Origin of the sequence: Rhizobium sp. NZLR11 (genome assembly GCF_019685115.1) — a bacterium.
In the GTDB taxonomy this organism is placed as follows: domain Bacteria; phylum Pseudomonadota; class Alphaproteobacteria; order Rhizobiales; family Rhizobiaceae; genus Rhizobium.
Genome location: NZ_JABDWD010000026.1, coordinates 1 through 22,598, shown reverse-complemented (window position 1 = coordinate 22,598; position 22,598 = coordinate 1). Strand labels below are relative to the sequence as shown.

At 57.5% G+C, this 22,598-nt stretch carries 14 protein-coding genes and 4 pseudogenes; 15 read left to right on the top strand and 3 right to left on the bottom strand.

Annotated elements, in window-relative coordinates; all coding sequences use genetic code 11:
* Positions 1-154: 154 nt before the first annotated feature.
* The 10 genes from ectB (at position 155) to HJB83_RS29810 (ending at position 15,585) form a co-directional block, all read left to right on the top strand.
* Positions 155-1,429 carry a diaminobutyrate--2-oxoglutarate transaminase gene (gene ectB, locus HJB83_RS29855; protein WP_221140448.1) on the top strand — a complete coding sequence of 425 codons (1,275 nt, stop codon included), beginning with the start codon at positions 155-157 and terminating at the stop codon, positions 1,427-1,429.
* Between the two features lie 557 nt (positions 1,430-1,986).
* Complete coding sequence (locus tag HJB83_RS29850; RefSeq protein ID WP_206990211.1) at positions 1,987-2,688, top strand: hypothetical protein; 702 nt, start codon at positions 1,987-1,989, stop codon at positions 2,686-2,688.
* A gap of 474 nt (positions 2,689-3,162) precedes the next feature.
* Positions 3,163-3,372 carry a helix-turn-helix transcriptional regulator gene (locus tag HJB83_RS29845; protein ID WP_206990212.1) on the top strand — a complete coding sequence of 70 codons (210 nt, stop codon included), beginning with the start codon at positions 3,163-3,165 and terminating at the stop codon, positions 3,370-3,372.
* 104 nt (positions 3,373-3,476) lie between these two features.
* Entirely contained in the window at positions 3,477-4,712 is a 1,236-nt protein-coding gene (locus HJB83_RS29840; protein WP_221140443.1) for an acetyl-CoA carboxylase biotin carboxylase subunit family protein, read from the top strand.
* Positions 4,713-5,384: 672 nt separating this feature from the next.
* A complete protein-coding gene (gltB, locus tag HJB83_RS29835) occupies positions 5,385-10,043 on the top strand; it encodes a glutamate synthase large subunit (protein WP_259671441.1) in 4,659 nt (1,552 codons plus the stop codon).
* A 228-nt stretch (positions 10,044-10,271) separates the two neighbouring features.
* Positions 10,272-11,678, top strand: a complete 1,407-nt coding sequence (gene glnA / locus HJB83_RS29830; protein ID WP_206990214.1) for a type I glutamate--ammonia ligase — start codon at positions 10,272-10,274, stop codon at positions 11,676-11,678.
* 72 nt (positions 11,679-11,750) lie between these two features.
* On the top strand, positions 11,751-12,071 hold the full coding sequence (trxA, locus tag HJB83_RS29825; RefSeq protein WP_221140439.1) for a thioredoxin: 321 nt from the start codon (positions 11,751-11,753) through the stop codon (positions 12,069-12,071).
* 257 nt (positions 12,072-12,328) lie between these two features.
* Positions 12,329-13,609 carry a D-amino acid dehydrogenase gene (locus HJB83_RS29820; protein ID WP_221140438.1) on the top strand — a complete coding sequence of 427 codons (1,281 nt, stop codon included), beginning with the start codon at positions 12,329-12,331 and terminating at the stop codon, positions 13,607-13,609.
* A 4-nt stretch (positions 13,610-13,613) separates the two neighbouring features.
* Positions 13,614-13,994: a RidA family protein gene (locus HJB83_RS29815; protein ID WP_206990217.1), complete on the top strand. Its 381-nt coding sequence runs from the start codon at positions 13,614-13,616 to the stop codon at positions 13,992-13,994.
* A gap of 115 nt (positions 13,995-14,109) precedes the next feature.
* Entirely contained in the window at positions 14,110-15,585 is a 1,476-nt protein-coding gene (locus HJB83_RS29810; protein WP_221140436.1) for an NAD-dependent succinate-semialdehyde dehydrogenase, read from the top strand.
* Between the two features lie 69 nt (positions 15,586-15,654).
* Here HJB83_RS29810 and HJB83_RS34800 read toward each other — a convergent pair.
* Positions 15,655-15,793 (bottom strand): annotated as a pseudogene (locus HJB83_RS34800) (IS5/IS1182 family transposase); the annotation flags it as partial.
* Between the two features lie 46 nt (positions 15,794-15,839).
* Here HJB83_RS34800 and tnpC point away from each other — a divergent pair.
* Positions 15,840-16,432 (top strand): annotated as a pseudogene (gene tnpC, locus HJB83_RS29805) (IS66 family transposase); the annotation flags it as partial.
* Between the two features lie 9 nt (positions 16,433-16,441).
* Here tnpC and HJB83_RS34375 read toward each other — a convergent pair.
* Positions 16,442-16,988 (bottom strand): annotated as a pseudogene (locus HJB83_RS34375) (serine recombinase); the annotation flags it as partial.
* 84 nt (positions 16,989-17,072) lie between these two features.
* Positions 17,073-17,537: an Lrp/AsnC family transcriptional regulator gene (locus HJB83_RS29795; RefSeq protein ID WP_115097769.1), complete on the bottom strand. Its 465-nt coding sequence runs from the start codon at positions 17,535-17,537 to the stop codon at positions 17,073-17,075.
* A gap of 185 nt (positions 17,538-17,722) precedes the next feature.
* On the opposite strand from HJB83_RS29795, the gene HJB83_RS29790 reads away from it, so the two are divergent.
* The 4 genes and pseudogenes from HJB83_RS29790 to HJB83_RS29775 form a co-directional block, all read left to right on the top strand.
* Positions 17,723-19,126, top strand: a complete 1,404-nt coding sequence (locus tag HJB83_RS29790; RefSeq protein WP_221140429.1) for an aspartate aminotransferase family protein — start codon at positions 17,723-17,725, stop codon at positions 19,124-19,126.
* A 169-nt stretch (positions 19,127-19,295) separates the two neighbouring features.
* Entirely contained in the window at positions 19,296-20,705 is a 1,410-nt protein-coding gene (locus HJB83_RS29785; protein WP_221140428.1) for an aldehyde dehydrogenase family protein, read from the top strand.
* Between the two features lie 78 nt (positions 20,706-20,783).
* A complete protein-coding gene (locus HJB83_RS29780; protein ID WP_221140427.1) occupies positions 20,784-22,085 on the top strand; it encodes an aspartate ammonia-lyase in 1,302 nt (433 codons plus the stop codon).
* A 287-nt stretch (positions 22,086-22,372) separates the two neighbouring features.
* A pseudogene (locus tag HJB83_RS29775) lies at positions 22,373-22,598 on the top strand (CapA family protein); the annotation flags it as partial.

Here is a 22,598-nt window from a genome sequence, read left to right as displayed (position 1 = left end):
GGGTCGTCTATAAAGAAGCTGACTGGCACGAAACTTGAAAGAAATGGGCCGGACGAAGGTTGCAAGTCATCACCGTTGAGCCGAGCCGGAATTCCGATCGGACCCTAGCTCGGACAGCAGACCGAAATTGCAGCGGTTAAAAAGGAGTAAGATCGTGTTCCCTGACAACAACTCCAACTCGCTTTCTGTGTTCGAAAATCTCGAGTCGAACGTGAGGTCGTATTCGCGATCCTTTCCTACCGTATTTAGGAGGGGCGTCGGAGCCATTATCGAGGACGAGAAGGGCTGCAAATACATCGACTTTCTCTCCGGCGCGGGTGCTCTCAACTACGGTCACAACGATCCCGAGTTGATAAATGCCATGGTAGAATACACGAAATCGAGTGCAATAATCCATGGATTGGACATGGCTACGTCAGCTAAACGAGAGTTTATGGAGTTTTTCAATGCCACAATTTTACGCCCGCGTGGTTTGAAATATAAATTTCAATTCCCCGGCCCGACCGGCGCCAATGCCGTGGAGGCTGCCTTGAAGCTCGCACGCAAAGTCACTGGACGGCATAACATAATTTCATTCACCAACGGCTTTCATGGAGTGAGCCTGGGCGCGCTTGCGGTGACAGGTAATCGTTACTACCGCGATGCGGCAGGCCTTCCTCCAGCCGGCGCCGTATTCATGCCCTATGACGGCTACTTCGGGCCTGAAACAGACACGTCGGAGTACCTGGACAAAGTGTTTTCGGATGCAAGCAGCGGCATAGATCTGCCAGCAGCCATCATTTTGGAAACCGTTCAAGGCGAGGGGGGCATAAACGTCGCGAGCGAGAAGTGGCTGCGGTCGGTCGAGCGAATTTGCAGAAAGAACGACATTCTCCTCATCGTTGACGACATTCAAGCAGGATGTGGGAGAACCGGCAGTTTCTTCAGCTTTGAATACGCCGGTATATCGCCCGACATAATCGTTCTCTCGAAGTCGCTGAGTGGCATTGGGCTGCCGCTGTCTCTTTTGCTGCTCAAGCCGGAGTTGGACGTATGGCAGCCGGCAGAGCACATCGGGACGTTCCGAGGCAACAACCTTGCGCTCGTGACAGCGACGGGCGCCTTGAGAAAGTTCTGGGCAAATGAAAATCTATCTGACGATGTCATGGAAAAAGGAAGCAACATGAGCGAGCGCCTGCGGCAGATCGCGCAAAGCACCCAAAATCACAATCTATCCGTCCGCGGAAGAGGCCTGATGCTGGCGCTCGACTGCGCTGAAGGCAATGTGGCCGAAAGGATCGTTCGCAAAGCCTTTGATGAGGGGCTTGTGGTAGAGAGATGCGGTGCAGAGGACCAAGTTATCAAGTTTCTTCCACCTCTGACGATCGATGCGCAAACGCTTCAGCGTGGTCTGGACATTCTGGACCTGTCTGTCCACGCGAGCGTCTGACTCTAAGAGCCGAAAATCGGACAGAGGCTCAATGCAGGGTCAGCGAGACATGAACTTCCTTCGAAAACGCGTTGGCTTACGGTCGCGGAAACTGATGTTGCTGAGTGGCGGACTTGAAGCAGAAGATGCTCATCGCCGACGGCGGCGCCTCGCAGCTGGCTCGCAGGCCTCATGTTTAACGTAGAGGCCCAGGAAGGTCCCTCATCTCGCGGCAAGGTGGATGAAGGGGCCCAACTCGTGGCTTAGTCGAAAGCCGCATGTGCTTCACTCATATTCAGGAGGTAACGATGAGCGAACCTGTTGGCCTTTATATTGATCACCAGATGACCGTCGCCAATCTCCCAAGTAGCGAAGCTCGGATATATTCGTCGACGGCTGCGAAGAAAATAGACAGCTCAGCGGAGATTGGGCTCCCGGTGGCTATAGGCCGTAGACCGCGGCGGCATGCGTGTCCGATTACGCCGCAATGCAGGGGTGACCAAACAGACGACTCATCTGTTGGGCGAAATGCCCTCTAGCGATCTTCGCCGCAAACACTGGTGAATAGGAGAAGTGACATGCACGGAAACGTGACGACGCTCGATGTATCAAAATATATCTGCGCAACAAACGAGTTGGCACGCCGATCCGGTCTCAGCATTACAATGGGCGAAGACTTTGAGGAATATGTGGGGATCACCAGCAAACTTCCCGGAAAGCGGCCCACGTATCCAAACTTCCGTCCAGACTGTTCCGATCTTTTCCCTGGAAAGGCTTTTTGGATCGTCGGGCGGGACAGAAAAGGAACCGTGGCACATGTCCAAGCAATGCGCGTCGACGATCTACTTGACACGAACCTTGCAGAGCACCTCGAGTCGCTAAAATCCTGCTTCAAGGATCCTGTCTTGAAAGCGGGACAATACTCCTCATGTCGCTGCTACGCTCCGAGTGCTCGAGGAATAACCGGCGTTGTAGCATATCGTGGCGATCTGTGGCTGCGGGAAGACTTTAGGGGCCGCGGCCTCATGAGTTATATTGGTCACATCGCATTCGGATTGGCATGGGCTAAATGGGCGCCCGATTTCATTTATTCGCTGGTTGCCGACTGGTATGTGGCAAAAGGGGTCCTTGGTCGTTCTGGTTACGTGAACCGAGAGCAGCATGGCTCGGTCCTGCGCCTGGATGCCGAGGGCATCGATGATGATGATTGGCTCCTTTGGATGACGCGAGACCAGGTGCTGCAAATGATTTCGTCCACTTTGGAGACTGACAACAGCTAATTTGTCTGTGGTACGTGGCCGCGCTCGGCGCTCGGTTTGTCCCCAAAGCGACAGACAGCTTAGTGATGCGCGTTCCCGCTCGTAAGGCATCGGTCAAGACCAAGGAAATCCTTAGAGGGATAGGTTATCAAGCATGACCTTATGCCATGGTTTATCAGTCGGTGAAGGCATAGTTGCCTGCTTGCTTATGGCCCAGAGGGATCGGGCTTTCCTCCCGCCGAATAATTGACCGGGCACCGGACCAAACCATGCCGCGAGGTAGGCATCCTGTAGAGTTTGTCTACTTCAAAACACGACGCTGTTGCCCTGCCTCCATGCTTTTATGCCGTAACCAGTTGAAAAGTAATGGCAATGTCGTCTGAGGCTCGTTCGACGCTGTTGGCACGATATTCGCAACGAAAGAAGCGGCGACGTCAACAGGCACTTCTGTGGCGTCCCTCAATCGGTGGAACGAATCGAAATGGATAAGGTGGCATGGAGTGTGTTCCTAGCCTCTCTCCACGCGAGAAAGAATGTCTCCTGTGGATAGCGCAGGGAAAGACATCGTGGGAAACGGCCGTGATCATGGGGATTTCCGAAAATACGGTCGCTTTTCATGTGAAGAATTGCCTACGAAAATTGGATGTCCGAACCAGAACGGCCGCCGTCGCGACGGCAACACGATTCGGACTCCTGAAGCTATAGCGAGCACTACTTTAGCATGGCCTGGCACGTTCCTACCTCGTAGGCTTCGATACTCGCCAGAGCCTCTGCAGAGGGTGCTATCGAAACCATGGAGGTCAACGCCATTGGCCAAAAGAGCGCTTATTCTGGTTGAGGGCCATAGAACTATTGGCCACCTGTACGTGAAGGAAGCCCGGCGTTTGGGTCTTTACCCAATCACGCTTTCTGCTCACCCAGCTCAGTATGCATATCTCGAGGCGGAAGGCACTGAGGTCATCCCAGTCGCCACGGACAATGTCCAGGCTCTGCTTCATGAATGTTCAATACTGCGTTCAACCCATGAAATCGCTGGCATAACTGGCTTCTCGGGACTTGACGAGTCGATTTATGTGACAGTCAGCGAACTCTGCCGGCATTTCAGTCTACCGGGGCCGGACCCTGCTTCAATCGATCGATGCAACGACAAATTCAATCAACGTCAGTTGCTCAGAAAGGCAGGCATTCCGATGCCCGCTTATCGCTTAGCAATGGATGCAAAGGAGGTAGAATACGCAGCCGCAGAGATCGGCCTACCTGTAGTTCTAAAGCCAGCTGAAGGAAGCGGCAGCAGTGGCGTTCGATTGTGCCGCGATGTCGCCGAATTGGCCGCTCATACGAGCTATCTGCTGGGCGGGGAACACACTTGGCGGTCCACGCCGAGGATACTGGTCGAAGAATTCGCAAGGGGAACGTTTTTCAGTGCTAATTTAATGGGGAGTGAAGTCGTTGCAATCGGTGCTTCTGAATTCGGCCCCCCACCGAACTTCGTCTTCCATGAGACTGTTGTTCCGGCCCCTGTGACTAATGAGGAATATCATCGCGTGGTCGATCTGTCCCGGCGCTGTTTGGAAGGTCTCGGGCTTGGCTGGGGACCGTCAAACATTGAATTCCGATCGACAAAGCAGGGGCCCGTGGTGATTGAAGTCAATCCGCGTCTTGCCGGTGGCGCCAGTCCTCGGCTGGTTCAGCTCTCCTGCGGTATCGACCTCATACACGAGCATATAAAGGTTGTTATCGGCCAGGAATGGGATTTGCGCAGCCGGCATTCATGCACTGCAATTGTACGGCATTTAGTTCCTGATAGCGATGGTACGTTAGATTGGATTAGTGGCGGCGCCCGGGCGGCCTCTATCCAGGGTGTCGCCGATGTGAAGTTCCATGTAAAACCTAACGCCCGGATCATCAGGAGAGGCGACTATACAGATACTCTTGGACATGTCATCGCCGCGTCAACCAACCTCGTATTAACGAAGGAGATCCTCCAGCGGGCTGTTGACGAAGTCACCTGGTCAATCACACCATTTAGGACAAACGACGAATAGGTTGGGCTCCTCCCGCCAGCGGCTGATGGGAGGGAAATTTGTATTGATGTGACTCATAACAGAGGGAATCGTTGATGACGCTCTCATTAATAATTATCACGGAAGCTAAAGCCTACGAACGGTGCCGGTTCCCCCATTTCCCTCCTCGACTACGACGTGGCGGCGCCCGCCTGGCGACCAATCTTGGTCAGCTTCCCCGTGGCACCTCAAAGTGCAAGCTTCTAGCGACAGTGGACAGAGTACGTCCATGACATTTAGAGCGGACCACGACCGTGACTTTTAGAAAGAGCGCTTTCAAAGCTGCGCAGCCTGCATACCAGCGCGTCTTCGCATTGCCTCCGCCGCTTGTGCGAGGGAACGTTTACTGGGTGCGAGCCGTCTCGTCTGCATTTTGCAACGGATGGCCGGCGGCAGGACTCCTAGCCGTATTGGCGTTTTCGTGCGCCACAAGCGGATTCGTCCCTATCCGATCCAGTAGGTTTCGGACTGCACGCGAGATGATATCACTGAATTTAGGAAAGGAGATTTGCGTCAGCGCCAGCCGGCGCCGGACCGTTAGATCAATAGTGTTGATCTTGCTGAAACGTGTCATCCGTCCGTCGACGCGAGATTGCCGCTGATATTCCTCACCAGCATCGCTGGTGGGAAAGAGGAGCAGAAGAGGGCCAAGTCATGCCAACATTCAGCTCAAGTCCGACAGCCAAGAAGATTGCTGCCAATGCGATCAAGCCTCGTGCCCAGGGCCTTTACGATCCACGGAACGAGCGTGATGCCTGCGGCTTCGGCTTCGTCGCGCATCTAAAGGGCCATAGGTCGCACCGGAACGTCGTGGATGGTCTGGGCATGCTCGAGAGACTGATGCATCGCGGCGCCGTCGGGGCCGATCCGCTGATGGGTGACGGCGCCGGCATCCTGGTGCAGATCCCCGACCGTTTCTTCCGCGAGGAAATGGCCGAGCAGGGCATCACCCTGCCGCCGGTCGGCGAATATGGCGTCGGCCATATCTTCATGCCCCGCGATGAAAAGCAGATCGAGCACTTCAAGAAGGTGATCAAGGATGTCATCACCGAGGAAGGTCAGGTGTTCATCGGCTTTCGCGACGTGCCCGTCGACAATTCCTCGCTCTCCAAGGCGCCGGCCATTGCCGCCACCGAGCCGCATCATGTGCAGGTCTTCATCGGCGCCGGCGAGGATGCCGAAAACAACGACGAGTTCGAGCGCCGGCTGTTCACGCTGCGCAAGGTGATCTCCAACCGCATCTATGACGAGTTCGACGGCGAGGAGAGCAATTTCTATCCGGTATCGCTGTCGTCGGCGACGGTGGTCTACAAGGGCATGTTCCTGGCCTATCAGGTCGGCGTCTATTACAAGGATCTGTCGGATCCGCGTTTCGAAAGCGCGGTCGCCCTGGTGCATCAGCGCTTCTCGACCAACACCTTCCCATCGTGGAAGCTCGCGCATCCCTACAGCATGATCGCCCATAACGGCGAGATCAACACGGTGAACGGCAACGTCAAATGGATGGAGGCGCGCCGCCAGGCCTCGGTCTCCTCGTCGCTGTTCGGCGAGGACATCTCCAAGCTCTGGCCGATCTTCGAAAAAGGGCAGTCGGACACCGCCTATCTCAACGACACACTCGAATTCCTGGTGCGCGGCGGTTATTCGATGGCGCATGCGATGATGATGCTAATCCCGGAACCCTGGGCCGGAGACCACTCGATGGCCGCCGAACTCAAGGCTTTCTACGAATATCACGCCGCACAGATGGAACCATGGGACGGACCGACTGCCATCGCCTTCACCGACGGCAAGCAGATCGGCGCCAAGCTCGACCGCAACGGCCTGCGGCCGGCGCGCTACCTCGTCACCGATGACGACCGCGTCATCATGGCGTCCGAAGCCGGCGTGCTGCCGGTTCCGGAGGAGAAGATCATCCAGAAGGGGCGCCTGCAGCCGGGCAAGATGCTGCTGATCGACATGGTAGAACGCCGCGTCATCTCCGACGACGAGGTGAAGTCGCAGCTTGCGACAGCGCATCCCTATCGCAGCTGGCTCAACCGCACCCAGCTCATCCTCGAAGACCTGAAGCGGGCGGAGCCGCGGGCGCTGCGCCGCGACGTGTCGCTGCTCGACCGCCAGCAGGCCTTCGGCTACACTGCGGAGGACTTGGCGACGGTCTTGAAGCCAATGGTCATTAACGGCGAAGAGGCTCTCGGCTCGATGGGAATGGACACGCCCATCTCGGCGATGTCGGAAAAGTCGAAGCTGCTCTACACCTATTTCAAGCAGAACTTCGCGCAGGTGACCAACCCGCCGATCGACCCGATCCGCGAGGAACTGGTGATGAACCTGGAGTCCTTCATCGGGCCGCGGCCGAACATTCTCGACCACGAGGGTGCGGCGAACGTCAAGTGGCTCAAGGTTCGCCAGCCAATCCTGACCAATGGCGATCTTGAAAAGATCCGCTCGACCGACCGTTTCGACACCAAGACGCTCGATTTCACCTATGATATCGAGCGTGGTGCCGAAGGCATGCCCGAGATGCTCGACCAGCTCTGTGAGCGCGCAGAAGCGGCCGTCAAGGGCGGCTCCAACATCATCGTGCTCTCCGACCGCCAGATCGGGCCGGACCGGATCGCGATTCCCGCATTGCTTGCCACAGCTGCCGTGCACCATCACCTGATCCGCAAGGGACTGCGCACCTCGGTCGGTCTCGTCGTCGAGTCCGGCGAACCGCGCGAGGTTCATCATTTCTGCCTGCTCGCCGGCTACGGCGCCGAGGCGATCAACCCTTATCTTGCCTTCGACACGTTGCTCGACATGCATGCCAAGGGCGAATTCCCGAAGGAAGTGGATTTTTCCGAAGTCGTCTACCGCTACATCAAGGCAGTCGGCAAAGGCATCCTCAAGGTCATGTCGAAGATGGGCATCTCGACCTACCAGTCCTATTGCGGCGCGCAGATCTTCGATGCGATCGGCCTGCAGTCGGAACTGGTCGACAAGTATTTCTTAGGCACCGCGACGAAGATCGAAGGCGTCGGCCTCGAGGCGATCGCCGCGGAAACCGTCGCCCGCCATAACGCGGCCTTCGGTACCGATCCACTTCTTGCCACGACACTCGATATCGGCGGCGAATATGCCCGACAAAAAGGCGGCGAAAGCCATGCCTGGACACCGGATGCGGTCGCAGCCCTTCAGCATGCCGCGTGCGGCAATGCCGAGGACCGCTACCGCGAATTCGCCGACATGTTGAACAATTCGGCGCTGCGCATGAACACGATCCGCGGGCTGTTCAAGATCAAGAGCGCCGAAGCGCTCGGCCGCAAGCCGGTATCGATCGACGAGGTCGAGCCGGCGGCCGATATCGTCAAGCGTTTCTCGACGGGGGCGATGTCCTTCGGCTCGATTTCCAGGGAGGCGCATACGACCCTGGCGATCGCCATGAACCGGATCGGCGGCAAGTCGAACACCGGCGAGGGCGGCGAAGAATCCGACCGCTACATACCGCTGGCCAATGGTTCGATGAACCCGGAACGTTCGGCGATCAAGCAGATCGCCTCGGGCCGCTTCGGCGTCACGACCGAATATCTCGTCAATGCCGACATGCTGCAGATCAAGATGGCGCAGGGCGCCAAGCCTGGCGAAGGTGGCCAGCTGCCGGGTCACAAGGTCGATGCGACCATTGCCAAGACCCGCCATTCGACCCCGGGTGTCGACTTGATCTCGCCGCCGCCGCACCACGACATCTATTCCATCGAAGATCTGGCGCAGCTGATCTACGATCTGAAGAACGTCAACCCGGCCGCCGATGTCTCGGTCAAGCTGGTCTCTGAAGTTGGCGTCGGCACGGTTGCCGCCGGTGTCGCCAAGGCAGGCGCCGATCATATTACTATTTCGGGCTCCGACGGCGGTACGGGTGCGTCGCCACTAACGTCGCTGAAACATGCCGGCAGCCCCTGGGAAATCGGCCTTGCCGGGACCCAGCAGACGCTGGTGCTGAAGGGTTTGCGTTCACGTGTCGCCCTGCAGGTAGACGGCGGCCTGAAGACAGGCCGCGACGTCATCATCGGGGCGCTGCTTGGAGCCGACGAATTCGGCTTTGCCACCGCGCCGCTGATTGCCGCCGGCTGCATCATGTGTCGCGGGTGCCATCTCAACACCTGTCCGGTGGGCGTGGCGACCCAGAATCCGGCGCTGCGCAAGCGCTTCAAGGGTGCGCCGGAGCACGTCATCAACTACTTCTTCTTCGTCGCCAACGAAGTGCGCGAAATCCTCGCCTCGCTCGGCTTCACCCGGCTTGACGAGATCATCGGCGCCTCGGAGCTGCTGGAGAAGGACGAGATGCTGTCGCACTTGAAGGCCAAGGGCCTCGACTTCAGCCGCATCTTCCACAAGGTTGACGCTCCCAAGGAAGAGACCTTCTGGACGAGCCGGCAGAAGCACCCGATCGACGACATTCTCGACCGCGTGCTGATCGAACAGGCGCAGCCGGCACTGACGGCCAAGACACCCGTCGCCTTCGAGGTCGGCATCAAGAACGTCGACCGTTCGGTGGGCGCGATGCTTTCTGGCGAGGTCGCCAAGCGTTATCGCCATCGCGGTCTGAAGGAAGACACGATCAATGTGACGCTTCGCGGCACGGCGGGACAGAGCTTCGGCGCCTTCCTGGCACGCGGCGTCACCTTCAACCTGATCGGCGACGGCAACGACTATGTCGGCAAGGGGCTTTCAGGCGGCAAGATCATCATCCGGCCGCCGGAGAATTCAAGGATCGTGGCCGAGGACTCGATCATCGTCGGCAACACCGTGCTTTATGGTGCGACCGAGGGCGAGTGCTATTTCCGCGGCGTGGCGGGCGAACGTTTCGCCGTGCGCAATTCGGGCGCGATCGCCATCGTCGAGGGTGTCGGCGACCATGGCTGCGAATACATGACCGGCGGCGTCGTCGTCGTGCTCGGCGCCACGGGCCGCAACTTCGCAGCCGGCATGTCCGGCGGTGTCGCCTACGTGCTCGATGAAACCGGTGATTTCGCCAGCCGCTGCAACATGGCGATGGTCGAGCTCGAGCCGTTGCCCGAGGAAGACGACATGCTGGAGAAGCTGCACCATCACGGCGGTGATCTCATGCACAAGGGACGGGTCGACGTCTCCGGACACATGACGCGCCATGACGAGGAGCTTCTCTACCAGCTGATCTCCAACCATCTGCACTATACGGGCTCGGCCCGCGCCACTGAGATTCTCGACAACTGGGCCGAATACCGTCTGAAGTTCCGCAAGTGTATTCCGCGAGGCCAAGGCCGCTTGCTGGTGAAGAGGGAAACCAAGTGAACGGAAGTGGCAGCGACAAAATCGTTTGGTTTTGTCCGACAATGTCGGCCATAAATATCGTCACAGAAAGTTAACGTGCTGTTTTCACAAGCGTTTTCCGTTCGGCATCGAAATTGCACAGATTGGTGGACAGGCAAGAGGAGAAATCGTCCCGACATCGAGCCTACTGAAAATGCTCCCGCTTCAACGGGTTAAGCTGACTTTGATCGACGCGGCGAAGGACCAAACATGGACCCGCTAAAAAGGCTGCTCAAGCTTATCAAAGACAACGACGTCCAAGAAATCGACTTCCGCTTCACGGAAATAGGCGGCAAGTTGAAGCACATCACATACGACGTCGCAATAATCGACTCGGACACAATGACTAAAGGTTTAATGATAGACGGTTCGTCCTTTGACGGCTGGAAGGCGATCAACGAGTCCGACATGGGCCTTATTCCAGATCCGACGACCGCCCAAATGGATCCGTTCCTCTCGGTACCCACGCTGACGATCATCTGCAACATTTTCGAACCTGTCACGGGTGAGCGCTACAACCGCGACCCACGCGCCATAGCCGAAAAGGCTGAGAATTACGTGCGGTCGATTGGAATCGCCGACACGGTGCATGTGGGTGCCGAGCCCGAGTTCTTCGTCTTCGACGACGTTAAGTACCAGGCTGACCCCTACAACACCGGCTTCAAACTCGATTCCGCGGAGCTGCCGATCAACAGTGATAAGTCTTACGAAGGAGGGAATCTCGGCCACCGCATCCAGACCAAGGCCGGCTATCTGTCAACGCCGCCGGAGGATTCTGGTCAAGAAATGCGCAGCGAGATGTCAGCACAGATAAGATCGATGGGCGTGACAGTGGAAAAGCACCACCACGAAGTGGCTCCTGCCCAGCACGAGATCAGCACGCAGTTCAAGACCCTGGTTCGCAGCGCCGACGAGGTGCAGATCTTCAAATACTGCGTCCGCAATGTCGCTGAACGTTACGGCAAGACGGCGACATTCATGCCGAAGCCGGTCATTGGCGTGAATGGCTCGGGCATGCACGTGCACCTATCGCTGTGGAAGGGCGACAAGCCGATATTTGCCGGCGACGAATATGCCGGCCTTTCGGAGAGCTGCCTGTACTATATCGGCGGCATCATCAAGCATGCCAAAGCGCTCAACGCCTTCACCAACCCGTCAACGAATTCCTACAAGCGTCTCGTCCCGGGTTACGAAGCACCTGTGTTGCTTGCCTATTCGGCCCGCAATCGATCGGCCGCCTGCCGTATTCCGTTCGGCTCCAATCCGGAGGCAAAGCGTGTGGAGGTCCGCTTCCCGGATCCGGCCGCCAACCCCTATCTCGCCTTCGCCGCCATCCAAATGGCCGGTCTCGATGGCATCAGGAACAAGATCGATCCAGGTCCAGCGATCGACAAAGACCTCTACGATCTGCCACTGCACGAAAAGGAAAAAATTCCGACCGTCTCTCTATCGTTGCGCGAAGCTCTTGACAGTCTCCACGACGACCGCGCCTTCCTCAAGGCCGGTGGCGTCTTTAACGATGATTTCATCGACAGCTATATCAAGCTGAAAATGGAAGAGGTTACTCTTTTAGAGACAACCCCGCACCCGGTTGAGTTCCAGATGTACTACTCATGACAGAAAGGAGCGGCGACATCATCACATTGAGATCGCACAATCACATGACACCCCAATTTCAAGGAGTCGCCCATGTCTATTTGCAATGTTGATAAAGAGAGCTTTCAATCAGAAGTTCTGGAATCCGAAAAACCGGTCGTGGTCGATTTCTGGGCCGCTTGGTGCGGCCCCTGCATAGTGATTGCTCAGGTGCTCGAGGAAATCGCCGTCGAATCGGAAGGCAAGGTCAAATTCGCCAAGCTGAATGTCGATGAGAACCCAGAACTCGCCTCGCAATTTGGTGTGGAGTCTATTCCGACCCTTGCAATCTTCAAGCGCGGCGAACTTGTCGATAAGCTGGTCGGTGCAACACCGAAGACTGCTCTTTTGAACTGGATTTCGAACGTTGCCTGAATGATATCGTCCAACTGTTATCCATTGACGAAAATTCCGGTGCCACCGGTCCTTTTTTATCGCAGTCGCCATCTCGAGGATGCCATTGTCGGCTGGAAGTGAGCTTTGAGGTTGTCCATCCGGAGGGAATTTTCGCAGACTGGAGTTGCCACACCTCGATTTCCAGAATCACTCCGAATGAACATCCGTAAGAATGAACCACTGATACGGCTGCATCGAGAGGAAAAGGCTATGGCCGTTGCATCCATGGGGACATTATGAGGGTCATCGTTCTAGGCGCCGGCATTGTTGGCGTCACCTCCGCTTACCAGCTGGCAAAAGCTGGTCACACGGTAACCGTTATCGACAGGCAGAAAGGTCCGGCGCTTGAGACAAGCTTCGCCAATGCAGGCGAAGTTTCCTTCGGATACTGCTCGCCTTGGGCAGCGCCAGGAATTCCGATGAAGGCTTTGAAATGGCTATTCATGGAACGTGCGCCGCTGATCCTGCGGCCAAAGATCGATGGCGCCATGCTGTCATGGCTTTTAAAGATCCTATCGAACTGCACTTCCGAGCGCTATGCTATCAACAAGAGCCGCATGCTACGGCTGGCTGACTACAGTCGTATCTCCCTCGCTGCCCTGCGCAAAGAGACTGCCATCGAATACGACCAACGTATGCAGGGCACGCTGCAGCTCTTCCGCACGCAGGTACAGCTCGATGCCTCCGCCAAGGACGTCGAGGCGCTTGCAGCCGACGGCATTCCCTACGAGGTACTCGATCGTGATGCCTGCGTTCGCACTGAGCCGGCGCTCGCACATGTCCGCGAGAAGATCGTTGGTGGCCTGTTGACGCCGAAGGACGAAACTGGCGATTGCTTCAAGTTCACCAACGAACTGGCCAAAAAGGCAGAGCAGCTTGGCGTCCGGTTTTCCTGGAGTACGGAGATTAAGGGCTTGGATATCGAGGCCGGCCGTGTGCGTGGCGTTGTGACCAAATGGGGAACCCTGCCAGCAGATGCAGTTGTTGTGGCACTTGGCAGCTACTCTCCGTTGCTTCTCAAATGCCACGGCATCAAGCTCCCTGTCTATCCGGTCAAGGGCTACTCCCTGACTATCCCCATCACTGACTCCTCGCGGGCGCCGGAATCGACGATCATGGACGAAACTTTCAAGATCGCGATCACGCGTCTTGGTGACCGTATCCGCGTCGGGGGCATGGCAGAAATCTCCGGCTATTCGAACGACCTCGGCCTAGCCCGCCGGAGCACCCTCGAGCATTCCGTCATGGATCTTTTTCCCGGTGGTGATGCAAAAGAGGCGACATTCTGGTCGGGTCTTCGCCCGATGACTCCGGATGGAACGCCGGCGATTGGTCCCACCAAGATCGCGGGCCTCTTCCTCAACACCGGACACGGCACACTCGGTTGGACGATGAGCTTTGGCTCAGCCCGGGTCATCGCTGATCTCGTGTCCGGTCGAAAGCCCGAAATCGACGCAACTGACCTGGCGGTTAGCCGCTACGCTTTAAGCCACTGTCAGAAATCTCACGGAGGATAAAACCTTGATTGAACAAATTTCGACGACCGACGCTCCTGGAGCCGTCGGCCCATACTCACAAGCAATCAAGGCCGGCGATCTACTCTTTGTTTCGGGCCAACTGCCAATTGATCCGGCCACAGGCGAATTCAATTCCGCAAACGCCGTAGAGCAGGCCGAGCAGTGCCTCAGAAACCTTCAGGCGATCGCGAGGGCCGCCGGTACGGAACTGTCAAAGACAATCAAGACGACCGTCTTGCTAACCGATCTGGGTGACTTCGCTGACGTCAACCGCGTTTACGCGAGCTTTTTCTCGACCGCCTTTCCCGCTCGCGCATGCTACGAGGTAAGGGGCCTCCCAAAAGGCGCGAAGGTCGAGATCGAAGCTGTCATTTCCCTGATTTGACCGACCACGACAGTAAGGCATGTAGCCAGGGCGCTGACGTCATCGCTCCAGTTTTGTCGTTCTGGACAGACGGAAATACAGACGGCTGGGTGCACAATCGGGAGTAGGAAGAGCAATGACCCTAACGACAGCATTGACGCGCCACCTGAACCGACCGGAGCTATTCCTTGGTCTTGCCAATGACCGTTGTTCTTCGACTGCAGGGCTAAGCAGAAGATTTGCCGTGCTCAATCCGTCCACGGGAGAATTGCTGGCCGAAGTACCGGACATGAGTGCCGAGGATGCTCGGTTCGCCATTGAAAGAGCTCACGCCGCGAAAGAGGCCTGGGCTGGGCTGACTGCTCGGGCACGATCGGATGTGTTGTGGAACTGGCACCAATTAATGATTGAGCATAGCGACGATCTCGGAGCGATCCTGACCGCGGAGATGGGAAAACCGCTGGCAGAGGCCAAATCGGAGATCTCGCATGCGGCGGCCTATGTGCAATGGTATGCCGAGGAAGCCAACCGCATTTACGGCGAAACCATCCCGGGTCCGTCGATTGATCGCCGAATGCTGGTCATCAAGCAGCCGATCGGGGTGGTCGGCGCGATCACTCCCTGGAACTTCCCAGCTTCGATGGTGACGCGCAAGATTTCGCCGGCGCTTGCAGCCGGTTGTACCGTCGTCCTCAAACCCGCTGAGCAGACGCCATTGATTGCTGCGGCTATGTTCAACTTGGCAAAGCTGGCTGGCTTCCCCAACGGCGTCTTGAACCTGGTCTATGCGTCAGAAGGTGATGCGATTGGTCGCGAACTATGCGTCAACCCTAAGGTGCGGAAAATTAGTTTTACCGGTTCGACAGAGGTCGGCCGGCTGCTCATGCGCCAGTGCTCTGACCAAATTAAGCGAATCAGCTTCGAACTCGGCGGCAATGCCCCTTTTATTGTCTTCGATGACGCCGAGATCGATGCTGCGGTTGAGGGAGCGATCCAAGCGAAGTTTCGCAATGCTGGACAGACTTGCGTATCCGCCAATCGGATTTACGTTCAGTCGCGGGTCTATGCTGAATTTGCCGAGAAGTTCACTGAGCGCGTGCGATTGCTTAAGGTCGGAGACGGGTTTGATCCTGATGTGACGATTGGTCCATTGATCAACGGGAACGCGCTCGAAAAGATCGAATTACACATCACCGATGCGGTGCAGAAGGGGGCAAGGGTTCGCTGCGGCGGACGTCGGCTTGGAACTTCAGGAACATTCTTCGAACCGACTGTGGTTACGGACGTTGCGAAAACGACGCTTGTGGCGCAGGACGAGACGTTCGGCCCGCTTGCACCACTTTTCCGCTTCGAGGACTCCGACGACGTGATCCGCGAAGCCAACGACACCATTTACGGCCTGGCGGCCTACTTCTACGCTTCCAACCTCAAGCGGGTCTGGCGCGTCGCTGAAGCGTTGGAATATGGCATGGTTGGCATCAACACGGGGCGTATGTCCTCGGAGGCTGCGCCATTTGGCGGCATCAAGCAATCCGGGATAGGACGCGAGGGCTCGTGGCATGGCCTAGAAGACTACCTCGAAATGAAATATCTTTGCATGGGAGGGCTCTAAAAGTCGCAGGAGTGCCCGCTGTGCATGGAACGGAATTTCCTTCCCCCGAACGACATCGTTGCTGTGCCCGCGTCCGTCCATATCGACCATTATTGTCGCTGGCAGCCTTTGATCTTTTTGCCCGCAGCATAGCCGTGCGGACCGCCGCTCTCATGGTTTTGACACTCTGACTATCCAGCACAGCAGCACTCGGAGAGGCATGGCAGCCCGGTCCGCTCACGGGCCACGGGCTAATCGCTGCGGCATCAGGCGCGAGTAGCGAAACGACAGCACCCGTGCTGGATCCGGGACGGGGCAAGACCAAGACCGGCCAGCTCTGGGCGTATTCCCGCGATGACGGGCCTTGGCAGGGAACCGATCCGCCCGGCGTCGTCTATGTCTACGCGCCGGATCGCAAAGCCGAGCGTCCGATGGCCCATCTCGAGGCTTCGTCGGCATTCTTCAGGTAGACGGCTATAGCGGCTATCGCCCGTTGACTGCCAAGAACACCGTATCTCTGGCATATTGCTGGTCGCATGTCCGTCGGCGCTTTTACGAGCTGGCAGCCGCCGGTCCCGCACCCATTGCCACCGAGGCACTCAGACGCATTGCTGAACTCTACAAGATCGAAGATGAGATACGTGGTCGCACGCACAAAGAGCGCAGCACCGCTCGGCAAGAAAGTAGCCGTCCGATCACCGATAGCCTCGCTCCTTGGCTACGCGAAGAGCTTGGCCTCCAGAAGACAAAACTGGCCGAGGCGATCCGTTATGCCCTGTCACGCTGGGACGGGCTGACAAGATTTATCGACGATGGCCGGATCGAGATCGACTCCAACACTATCGAGCGATCCATCAGGCCGATTGCCGGACCTGAGTCATTGTGCACTCCTTCTCTCAGTATCTGTAAACATTGGAAGCGTCTCCATGTCAGCAATGCGACACGGGCGGCCCTTTCGGGCTATCGCGGCTTGGACCCTCGCAGAAGCCAGGTCGCTGACCCTAATTTGATACGGCGCACCGCGAACCACCTCTTCAGCGGACAACACCTTCATCTTTGTCAGATGGCGTATTCGATGGTTAGTTACGCCTAATGCCGCCGCAGCCTCGGTCATGGTCAGCCATTCGCCGTCTTTGTCGGCTGATTTGTACGCGTGGATCGCACGTACCCGCCTTACAGAAACGACCCGATGCGCGGTCAGGTTTTTCCTTGCCCCGTTGGATGCCCATTCGATTAAGCGACGCGGCGATATGTTCATCGGACCAGCGACCAGCCATGCTGCGCATCACCGCCAGGGCATCCTCAGTGGTGGCACAACCGTGTTCACCGGTCTGAGGCTTACGGACCTTGAGTTCCGAATGCTGACCGCCCTTCCAATGGATCGTCAGCACCACGTCACGCACCGCATCGTCGACATGCGCCACGCCGCATCTGGCGAGAAGGGAAAAAAGCCTTGACGAGTGCGGCGCAAGAGAAGACGACACCTTGGCCTAGTCGACCAAACACTCTCAGTCTTCGATCGGAAAGGCAAATCCAGCCTTCACGCGGTCCATGACAACCATTGTTTTAAACCCTTTAATATCATTGTTCTCGTAGAAGAAACGACGCGTGAACTGCTCGTAATCCTCCATATCTTTTGCCGTAACGACGAGCAGGAAGTCGGCGTCACCGGTTACATAGTAGCCGATCATGACTTCGCGCGTGTTTTTGATTGCTGCCTTAAAGCGATCGATAATGTCAGCCCTCTCTCGCTCGAGGGATACCAGGACGACGACCGTCACATGCCTGCCGACTGCCTTCGGCGACACGATTGAAACGTCAGCCTCGATGACGCCCTCGGCCCGCAAGCGTTTGAGCCGGCGCTGGCAGGCTGTCGGTGAAAGATGTGCTCGTTCTGCCAGTTCCTCGGACGTGAGCTTGTTGTTCTTTTGAACGGCGTTTAGAAGCGCGATGTCCGCGCGGTCGAGTTCCATGGTCGTGAAATCCTGCAGCTAGCTTTAAAATTCGCAGAATTCCTGCATAGGTGGCATTATATCCGCCGTCAATCGGCATCAATTTCGCAGCACATTGAACCATCGAATATAGATGCGGGAAATCAGCGGAGCATATCACGCTGGCTTCAGCCGCTTCACTCCATCGCGCTACGGAAGGGGTCAGAATGACCATCAACATCAAGGACATCGCCGAGAAGGACCGCAACTCGGTCCTGCATCCGTTCACGCAGCTGCAGGACTTTGCCAGCGGCAAGCTTGGCGAGCCGACGATTGTCGAAACGGGCAAGGGTATCCACATCCAGGACGCCTACGGCAATCAGCTCATCGATGGCTTTGCCGGCCTTTACTGCGTCAATGTCGGCTATGGCCGAACCGAGGTGGCCGAGGCGATCTCGCGCCAAGCCTACCGGCTTGCCTATTACCACTCCTATGCCGCCCACACGACCGACGAACTGGCGATCCTGTCAGACCGTCTGGTGAAGATGGCGCCGGGCAAGATGAGCAAGGTGTTCTACGGCATGTCCGGCTCCGACGCCAACGAGACTCAGGCGAAGCTCGTTTGGTACTACAATAACCTCCGCGGCAAGCCCACAAAGAAGAAGATCATCTCACGCGAGCGCGGCTACCACGGCTGCAGCGTCGTCTCCGGTTCGATGACCGGCATGAGCTTCTACCATGATCACATGGACCTTCCGCTGCCGCAGATCACCCATACCGGCGTGCCGCATCATTATTGGGGCGCCCATCCTGGCGAGACCGAGCGGGAATTCTCCGCGCGCCGGGCTGTTGAGCTCGACCAGCTCATCGAACAGCTTGGGCCTGACAATGTCGGCGGTTTCATCGCTGAACCGGTGCTTGGCACTGGCGGTATCACCCCGCCGCCGGAAGGCTATTGGGAGGCCATCCAGCCGGTGCTGAAGAAGCACGACGTGCTGCTAATCGCCGATGAAGTGATCACCGGTTTTGGACGCACCGGCTCCATGTTCGGCTCGCAACATTATGCCATCGAACCGGACCTGATCACGGTCGCCAAGGGCCTGACGTCTGCCTACTTCCCACTCTCGGCAGCGATCGTCGGGGAGAAGGTCTATCAGGTGCTGGAGGACGGAGCCGACAGGGTCGGCGCTTTCTCGCATGGCTATACCTATTCCGGCCATCCGATCGGCGCAGCCGCAGCCAACGCCGTACTCGACATCGTTGAGAAGGAAGATCTGCCGGGGAACGCCCGCGATGTTGGCGCCTATTTCCAGGCGCAGCTCAAGGAAAAATTCGCGCAATTGCCGATCGTCGGCGAGGTGCGTGGTGTTGGCCTGATGGGTGCAATCGAGTTCGTCGGCGACCGCGAGAGCAAGACCCGTTTCGATCCGTCGCTGAAGGTGGGTGCACGTGTCTCGAAGACAGCTCGCGACGGCGGTCTGATCGCCCGTGCGATGCCGCATGGCGACATCCTCGGCTTCGCACCGCCACTGGTCACCACCAAGGAAGAGATCGACGAGATCGTCTTGATTGCCGAGAAGGCAGTGCGCTCGGTCATGGACGACCTGGTGCGCGACGGCCAGAAGCTCTGACCGAGAGCGGCTTGCGTTTTCCAGGCCATCGCCTGAACAGCCAGTCGCAATCAGATTGTCGTTGTCGACCACATCAAGTGGGCACAGGGTGGGGGTAAGACCTCACCCTGCCCGAAGACCATACCCGCCGGTCATGCAGGCGCTTCATCAGGGAAAGGGGAGCTGGTCTATGACCGCCGCCAAACTTCAGATCAAAACTGGCTTGCAGCCCATATTTGTTTACAGTCCGTTTGACGGCTCGCTGATCGGATCGGTCGACACGACGGACGCAGAGGACGTCGGGGAACTCATTGCTCGCGCCCGTCGCGGGGCCGAGATCTCGCGCAACCTGCCGCGGCACAAGCGGGCAAGCATCCTCGACGGTGCCGCGCAACTTATCGAGCGCCGCCGTGATGCCTTTGCCGAGACCATCGTGCGCGAAGCCGGAAAGACGATCGTTCAGGCACGCAAGGAAGTTAGTCGTTGTGTCAACACGCTCAAGCTTTCGGCCGAGGAAGCAAAACGCAACGCAGGCGAGATCATCCCCTTCGATGCATTTGCCGGATCAGAACAGCGCCAGGGTTGGTTCACGCGGGAGCCGCTCGGTATCATCACCGCTATCACCCCGTATAACGATCCGCTGAACCTGGTCGCGCACAAGCTTGGCCCGGCGATCGCAGGCGGCAACGCGGTTCTGCTGAAGCCGTCGAATTTGACGCCGTTCTCCGCCATCAAGCTCGTTGACGCTCTTTTGGAAGCCGGCCTGCCTGACGATGTCGTTACCATTGCTCACGGTGATAGGGAGTTGGTCACTGCTTTCATCTCGTCCCGCGATGTCCGCATGGTGTCGTTTACCGGTGGCTTTGCCACCGGCGAAGCCATCAGCCGAACGGCGGGGCTGAAGAAACTGGCGATGGAGTTGGGCGGCAATGCCCCAGTGATAGTGATGAATGACTGTGATTTCGATAAAGCTGTTGAGGGTTGCGTTTCCGGCGCGTTCTGGGCGGCTGGCCAAAACTGTATCGGCGCCCAGCGCGTCCTGGTGCAAGCGGCTATCTATGAGCGGTTTCGTGATGCCTTCGTCGCTGGAACCAAAAAACTTAAAGCCGGCGATCCGTTGTGCGACGACACCGACGTCGGCCCGATGATCTCCGTCCAATCAGCCGAACGGACCGAAGCTGCTGTCAATGACGCAGTCGCAGCTGGGGCCACGCTGCTGTGGGGTCATCGTCGGGAAGGCTCCCTTTATCATCCGACGGTGCTCGAAGGCACGCCGCGAACTTGCGGGCTCTGGAGTGAGGAAGTGTTCGCCCCGGTTGTCATGCTGGCGCCGTTCGAGACCATAGATCAAGCCATCGAGATGGCCAACGACCCCGAATACAGCCTGCATGCGGGCATCTTCACCAACGATCTCAATGTGGCGCTCGACGCAGCAAACAGGATTGAGGCAGGCGGCGTGATGATCAACGATAGCTCCGACTACCGCTTCGATGCCATGCCCTTTGGCGGCTTCAAATACGGCAGCATGGGCCGCGAGGGCGTTCGCTTCGCCTACGAAGACATGACCCAGCCAAAGGTCGTTTGTATCAATCGGGGATGATGTCGCCTGGAACTGCTGCTGAATCTTCCGTAATCCTGGGCTACGCGAGGCAACGCGGCCTGAACAATCGAGGCCACTATGTCTAATGACACTCGTATCGAACACGATCCGCTTGGCCCGGTGAGCGTGCCGTCAGAGCGATATTATGGCGCCCAGACGGCCAGAGCGCTCGCTAACTTCCCGATCTCGGGCATACCGATCAAGACCATGCCGTCCGTCATACAGGCACTCGCCCACGTAAAGATGGCTGCTGCACAAGCAAATTGTGACGAGGGATTGCTTCCGAACGAAAAGCGAGACGCGATCGTGCTGGCTTGCCAGGAAGTGCTGGCGGGTAAACACGACGACGAATTTCTGGTCGACGTCTTCCAAGGTGGGGCAGGGACCTCCACCAATATGAACATGAACGAAGTGCTGGCCAATCGTGCGAGCGAATTGCTGGGCGGAGTCAGGGGCGAGGGGCGTTTGGTTCATCCAAATGACGACGTTAACCGATGCCAATCAACAAACGACGCCTACGCGACTGCCGTCCGGCTTTCTGTGATTCCGGCTAGCCGCCAACTGCGCGATGCGCTCGCCGATCTCGCCACGGTTCTCAATTGCAAAGCAAAAGAGTTTGCAGACATCCGCAAGCTCGGGCGCACACAATTGCAGGACGCTGTTCCGATGACGCTTGGACAGGAGTTCGCAGCGTTCGCGACGACACTTTTGGAAGACTGTGACCGTCTTGACGAGACAGAGCGGCTGTTCCTGGAGGTCAACCTCGGCGGTACAGCAATCGGAACCGGGGTCGCAGCCACCCCATCCTACCGACAGCGGGCGATCGAGAATTTATCCCGCAACATGCAATTGCCAGTGGTCGGATCAAAAGATCTACTGGAGGCAAGTTGGGACATGGGCGCATTCATGCTTCACATGGGGCTTTTGAAGCGAACTGCGGCGAAGCTTTCGAAGATCGCGAATGATTTTCGGCTCCTGTCAAGCGGCCCGCGCGGGGGCATCGGCGAGATTGTGTTGCCCTCCCTTCAACCGGGTTCTTCGTTGATGCCTGGAAAGGTCAACCCGGTTGCAGCGGAAGCGCTGAACCAAGTCTGCTTCTGCGTCTACGGCATGGACACGACCGTCGGCATAGCTGCCGAAGCAGGGCAGCTTCAGCTGAACGCCATGGAGCCGGTGATCATTTTCAGTATCCACAACGCCATGGAACTCCTCAAGCAAGCGATCGGGACATTTAGGAGAACATGCGTCGAGGGGGTTCAGGCCAACGCTGCACGGTGCGAAGCCAACTTGCAAAATAGTACGGCGTTCGCAACAGAACTTGTGACGTCGATTGGCTACGAGGCAGCGGCCAAAATCGTGAAAGCACGATTGGCGAGTTGATTTCTCCGCAAGGTACGTCCGAGTTTCCCCGCCCTCCGGGGCGAACTGGCTGTCGTCGAATCCGCTGCGCGGCAGCCTCTTTTCGGATGGGCTGACAACGTGGCTTGGCGGACAGCTGGCGATGTGTGCCAGAATTTGGCTCTGCCACCCATCACGCATTGCTTTGTGAGGACTCATCCGGACCTCCGACTACCGGGCCCACAGGCCGCATGTTCAGCATGCTGGGCAGGATGAGAGACAGTTCATTGCCTTTAAAATTCAACGAACGAACGATTGAGGATAGATTCATGACGGAAAAGCTGGCGGTTAATTCTGGGCATGATGATAATGGACCGGTTCAGCCAGGCCTCTACGACGTCGATGGCTGCGTTGAGACAAACGTCGCAGATGGCTTCACGCTGGCGGCAGTTGGCGACCTGATCGTCACGCGACCGCTCACAAAAGGTCACCATCCAGGGTTCGGTGAGGTGGTCGAGATCCTGCGCAATGCTGACGCCACTTTTGGGAATATGG

Bases quoted from the DNA above. Each gene is read 5' to 3' on its own strand.
- HJB83_RS29850 (WP_206990211.1), top strand. From the start codon at position 1,987: ATGCACGGAAACGTGACGACGCTCGATGTATCAAAATATATCTGCGCA.
- HJB83_RS29845 (WP_206990212.1), top strand. From the start codon at position 3,163: ATGGAGTGTGTTCCTAGCCTCTCTCCACGCGAGAAAGAATGTCTCCTG.
- gltB (WP_259671441.1), top strand. From the start codon at position 5,385: ATGCCAACATTCAGCTCAAGTCCGACAGCCAAGAAGATTGCTGCCAAT.
- glnA (WP_206990214.1), top strand. From the start codon at position 10,272: ATGGACCCGCTAAAAAGGCTGCTCAAGCTTATCAAAGACAACGACGTC.
- trxA (WP_221140439.1), top strand. From the start codon at position 11,751: ATGTCTATTTGCAATGTTGATAAAGAGAGCTTTCAATCAGAAGTTCTG.
- HJB83_RS29820 (WP_221140438.1), top strand. From the start codon at position 12,329: ATGAGGGTCATCGTTCTAGGCGCCGGCATTGTTGGCGTCACCTCCGCT.
- HJB83_RS29810 (WP_221140436.1), top strand. From the start codon at position 14,110: ATGACCCTAACGACAGCATTGACGCGCCACCTGAACCGACCGGAGCTA.
- HJB83_RS29795 (WP_115097769.1), bottom strand. From the start codon at position 17,537: ATGGAACTCGACCGCGCGGACATCGCGCTTCTAAACGCCGTTCAAAAG.
- HJB83_RS29790 (WP_221140429.1), top strand. From the start codon at position 17,723: ATGACCATCAACATCAAGGACATCGCCGAGAAGGACCGCAACTCGGTC.
- HJB83_RS29785 (WP_221140428.1), top strand. From the start codon at position 19,296: ATGACCGCCGCCAAACTTCAGATCAAAACTGGCTTGCAGCCCATATTT.
- HJB83_RS29780 (WP_221140427.1), top strand. From the start codon at position 20,784: ATGTCTAATGACACTCGTATCGAACACGATCCGCTTGGCCCGGTGAGC.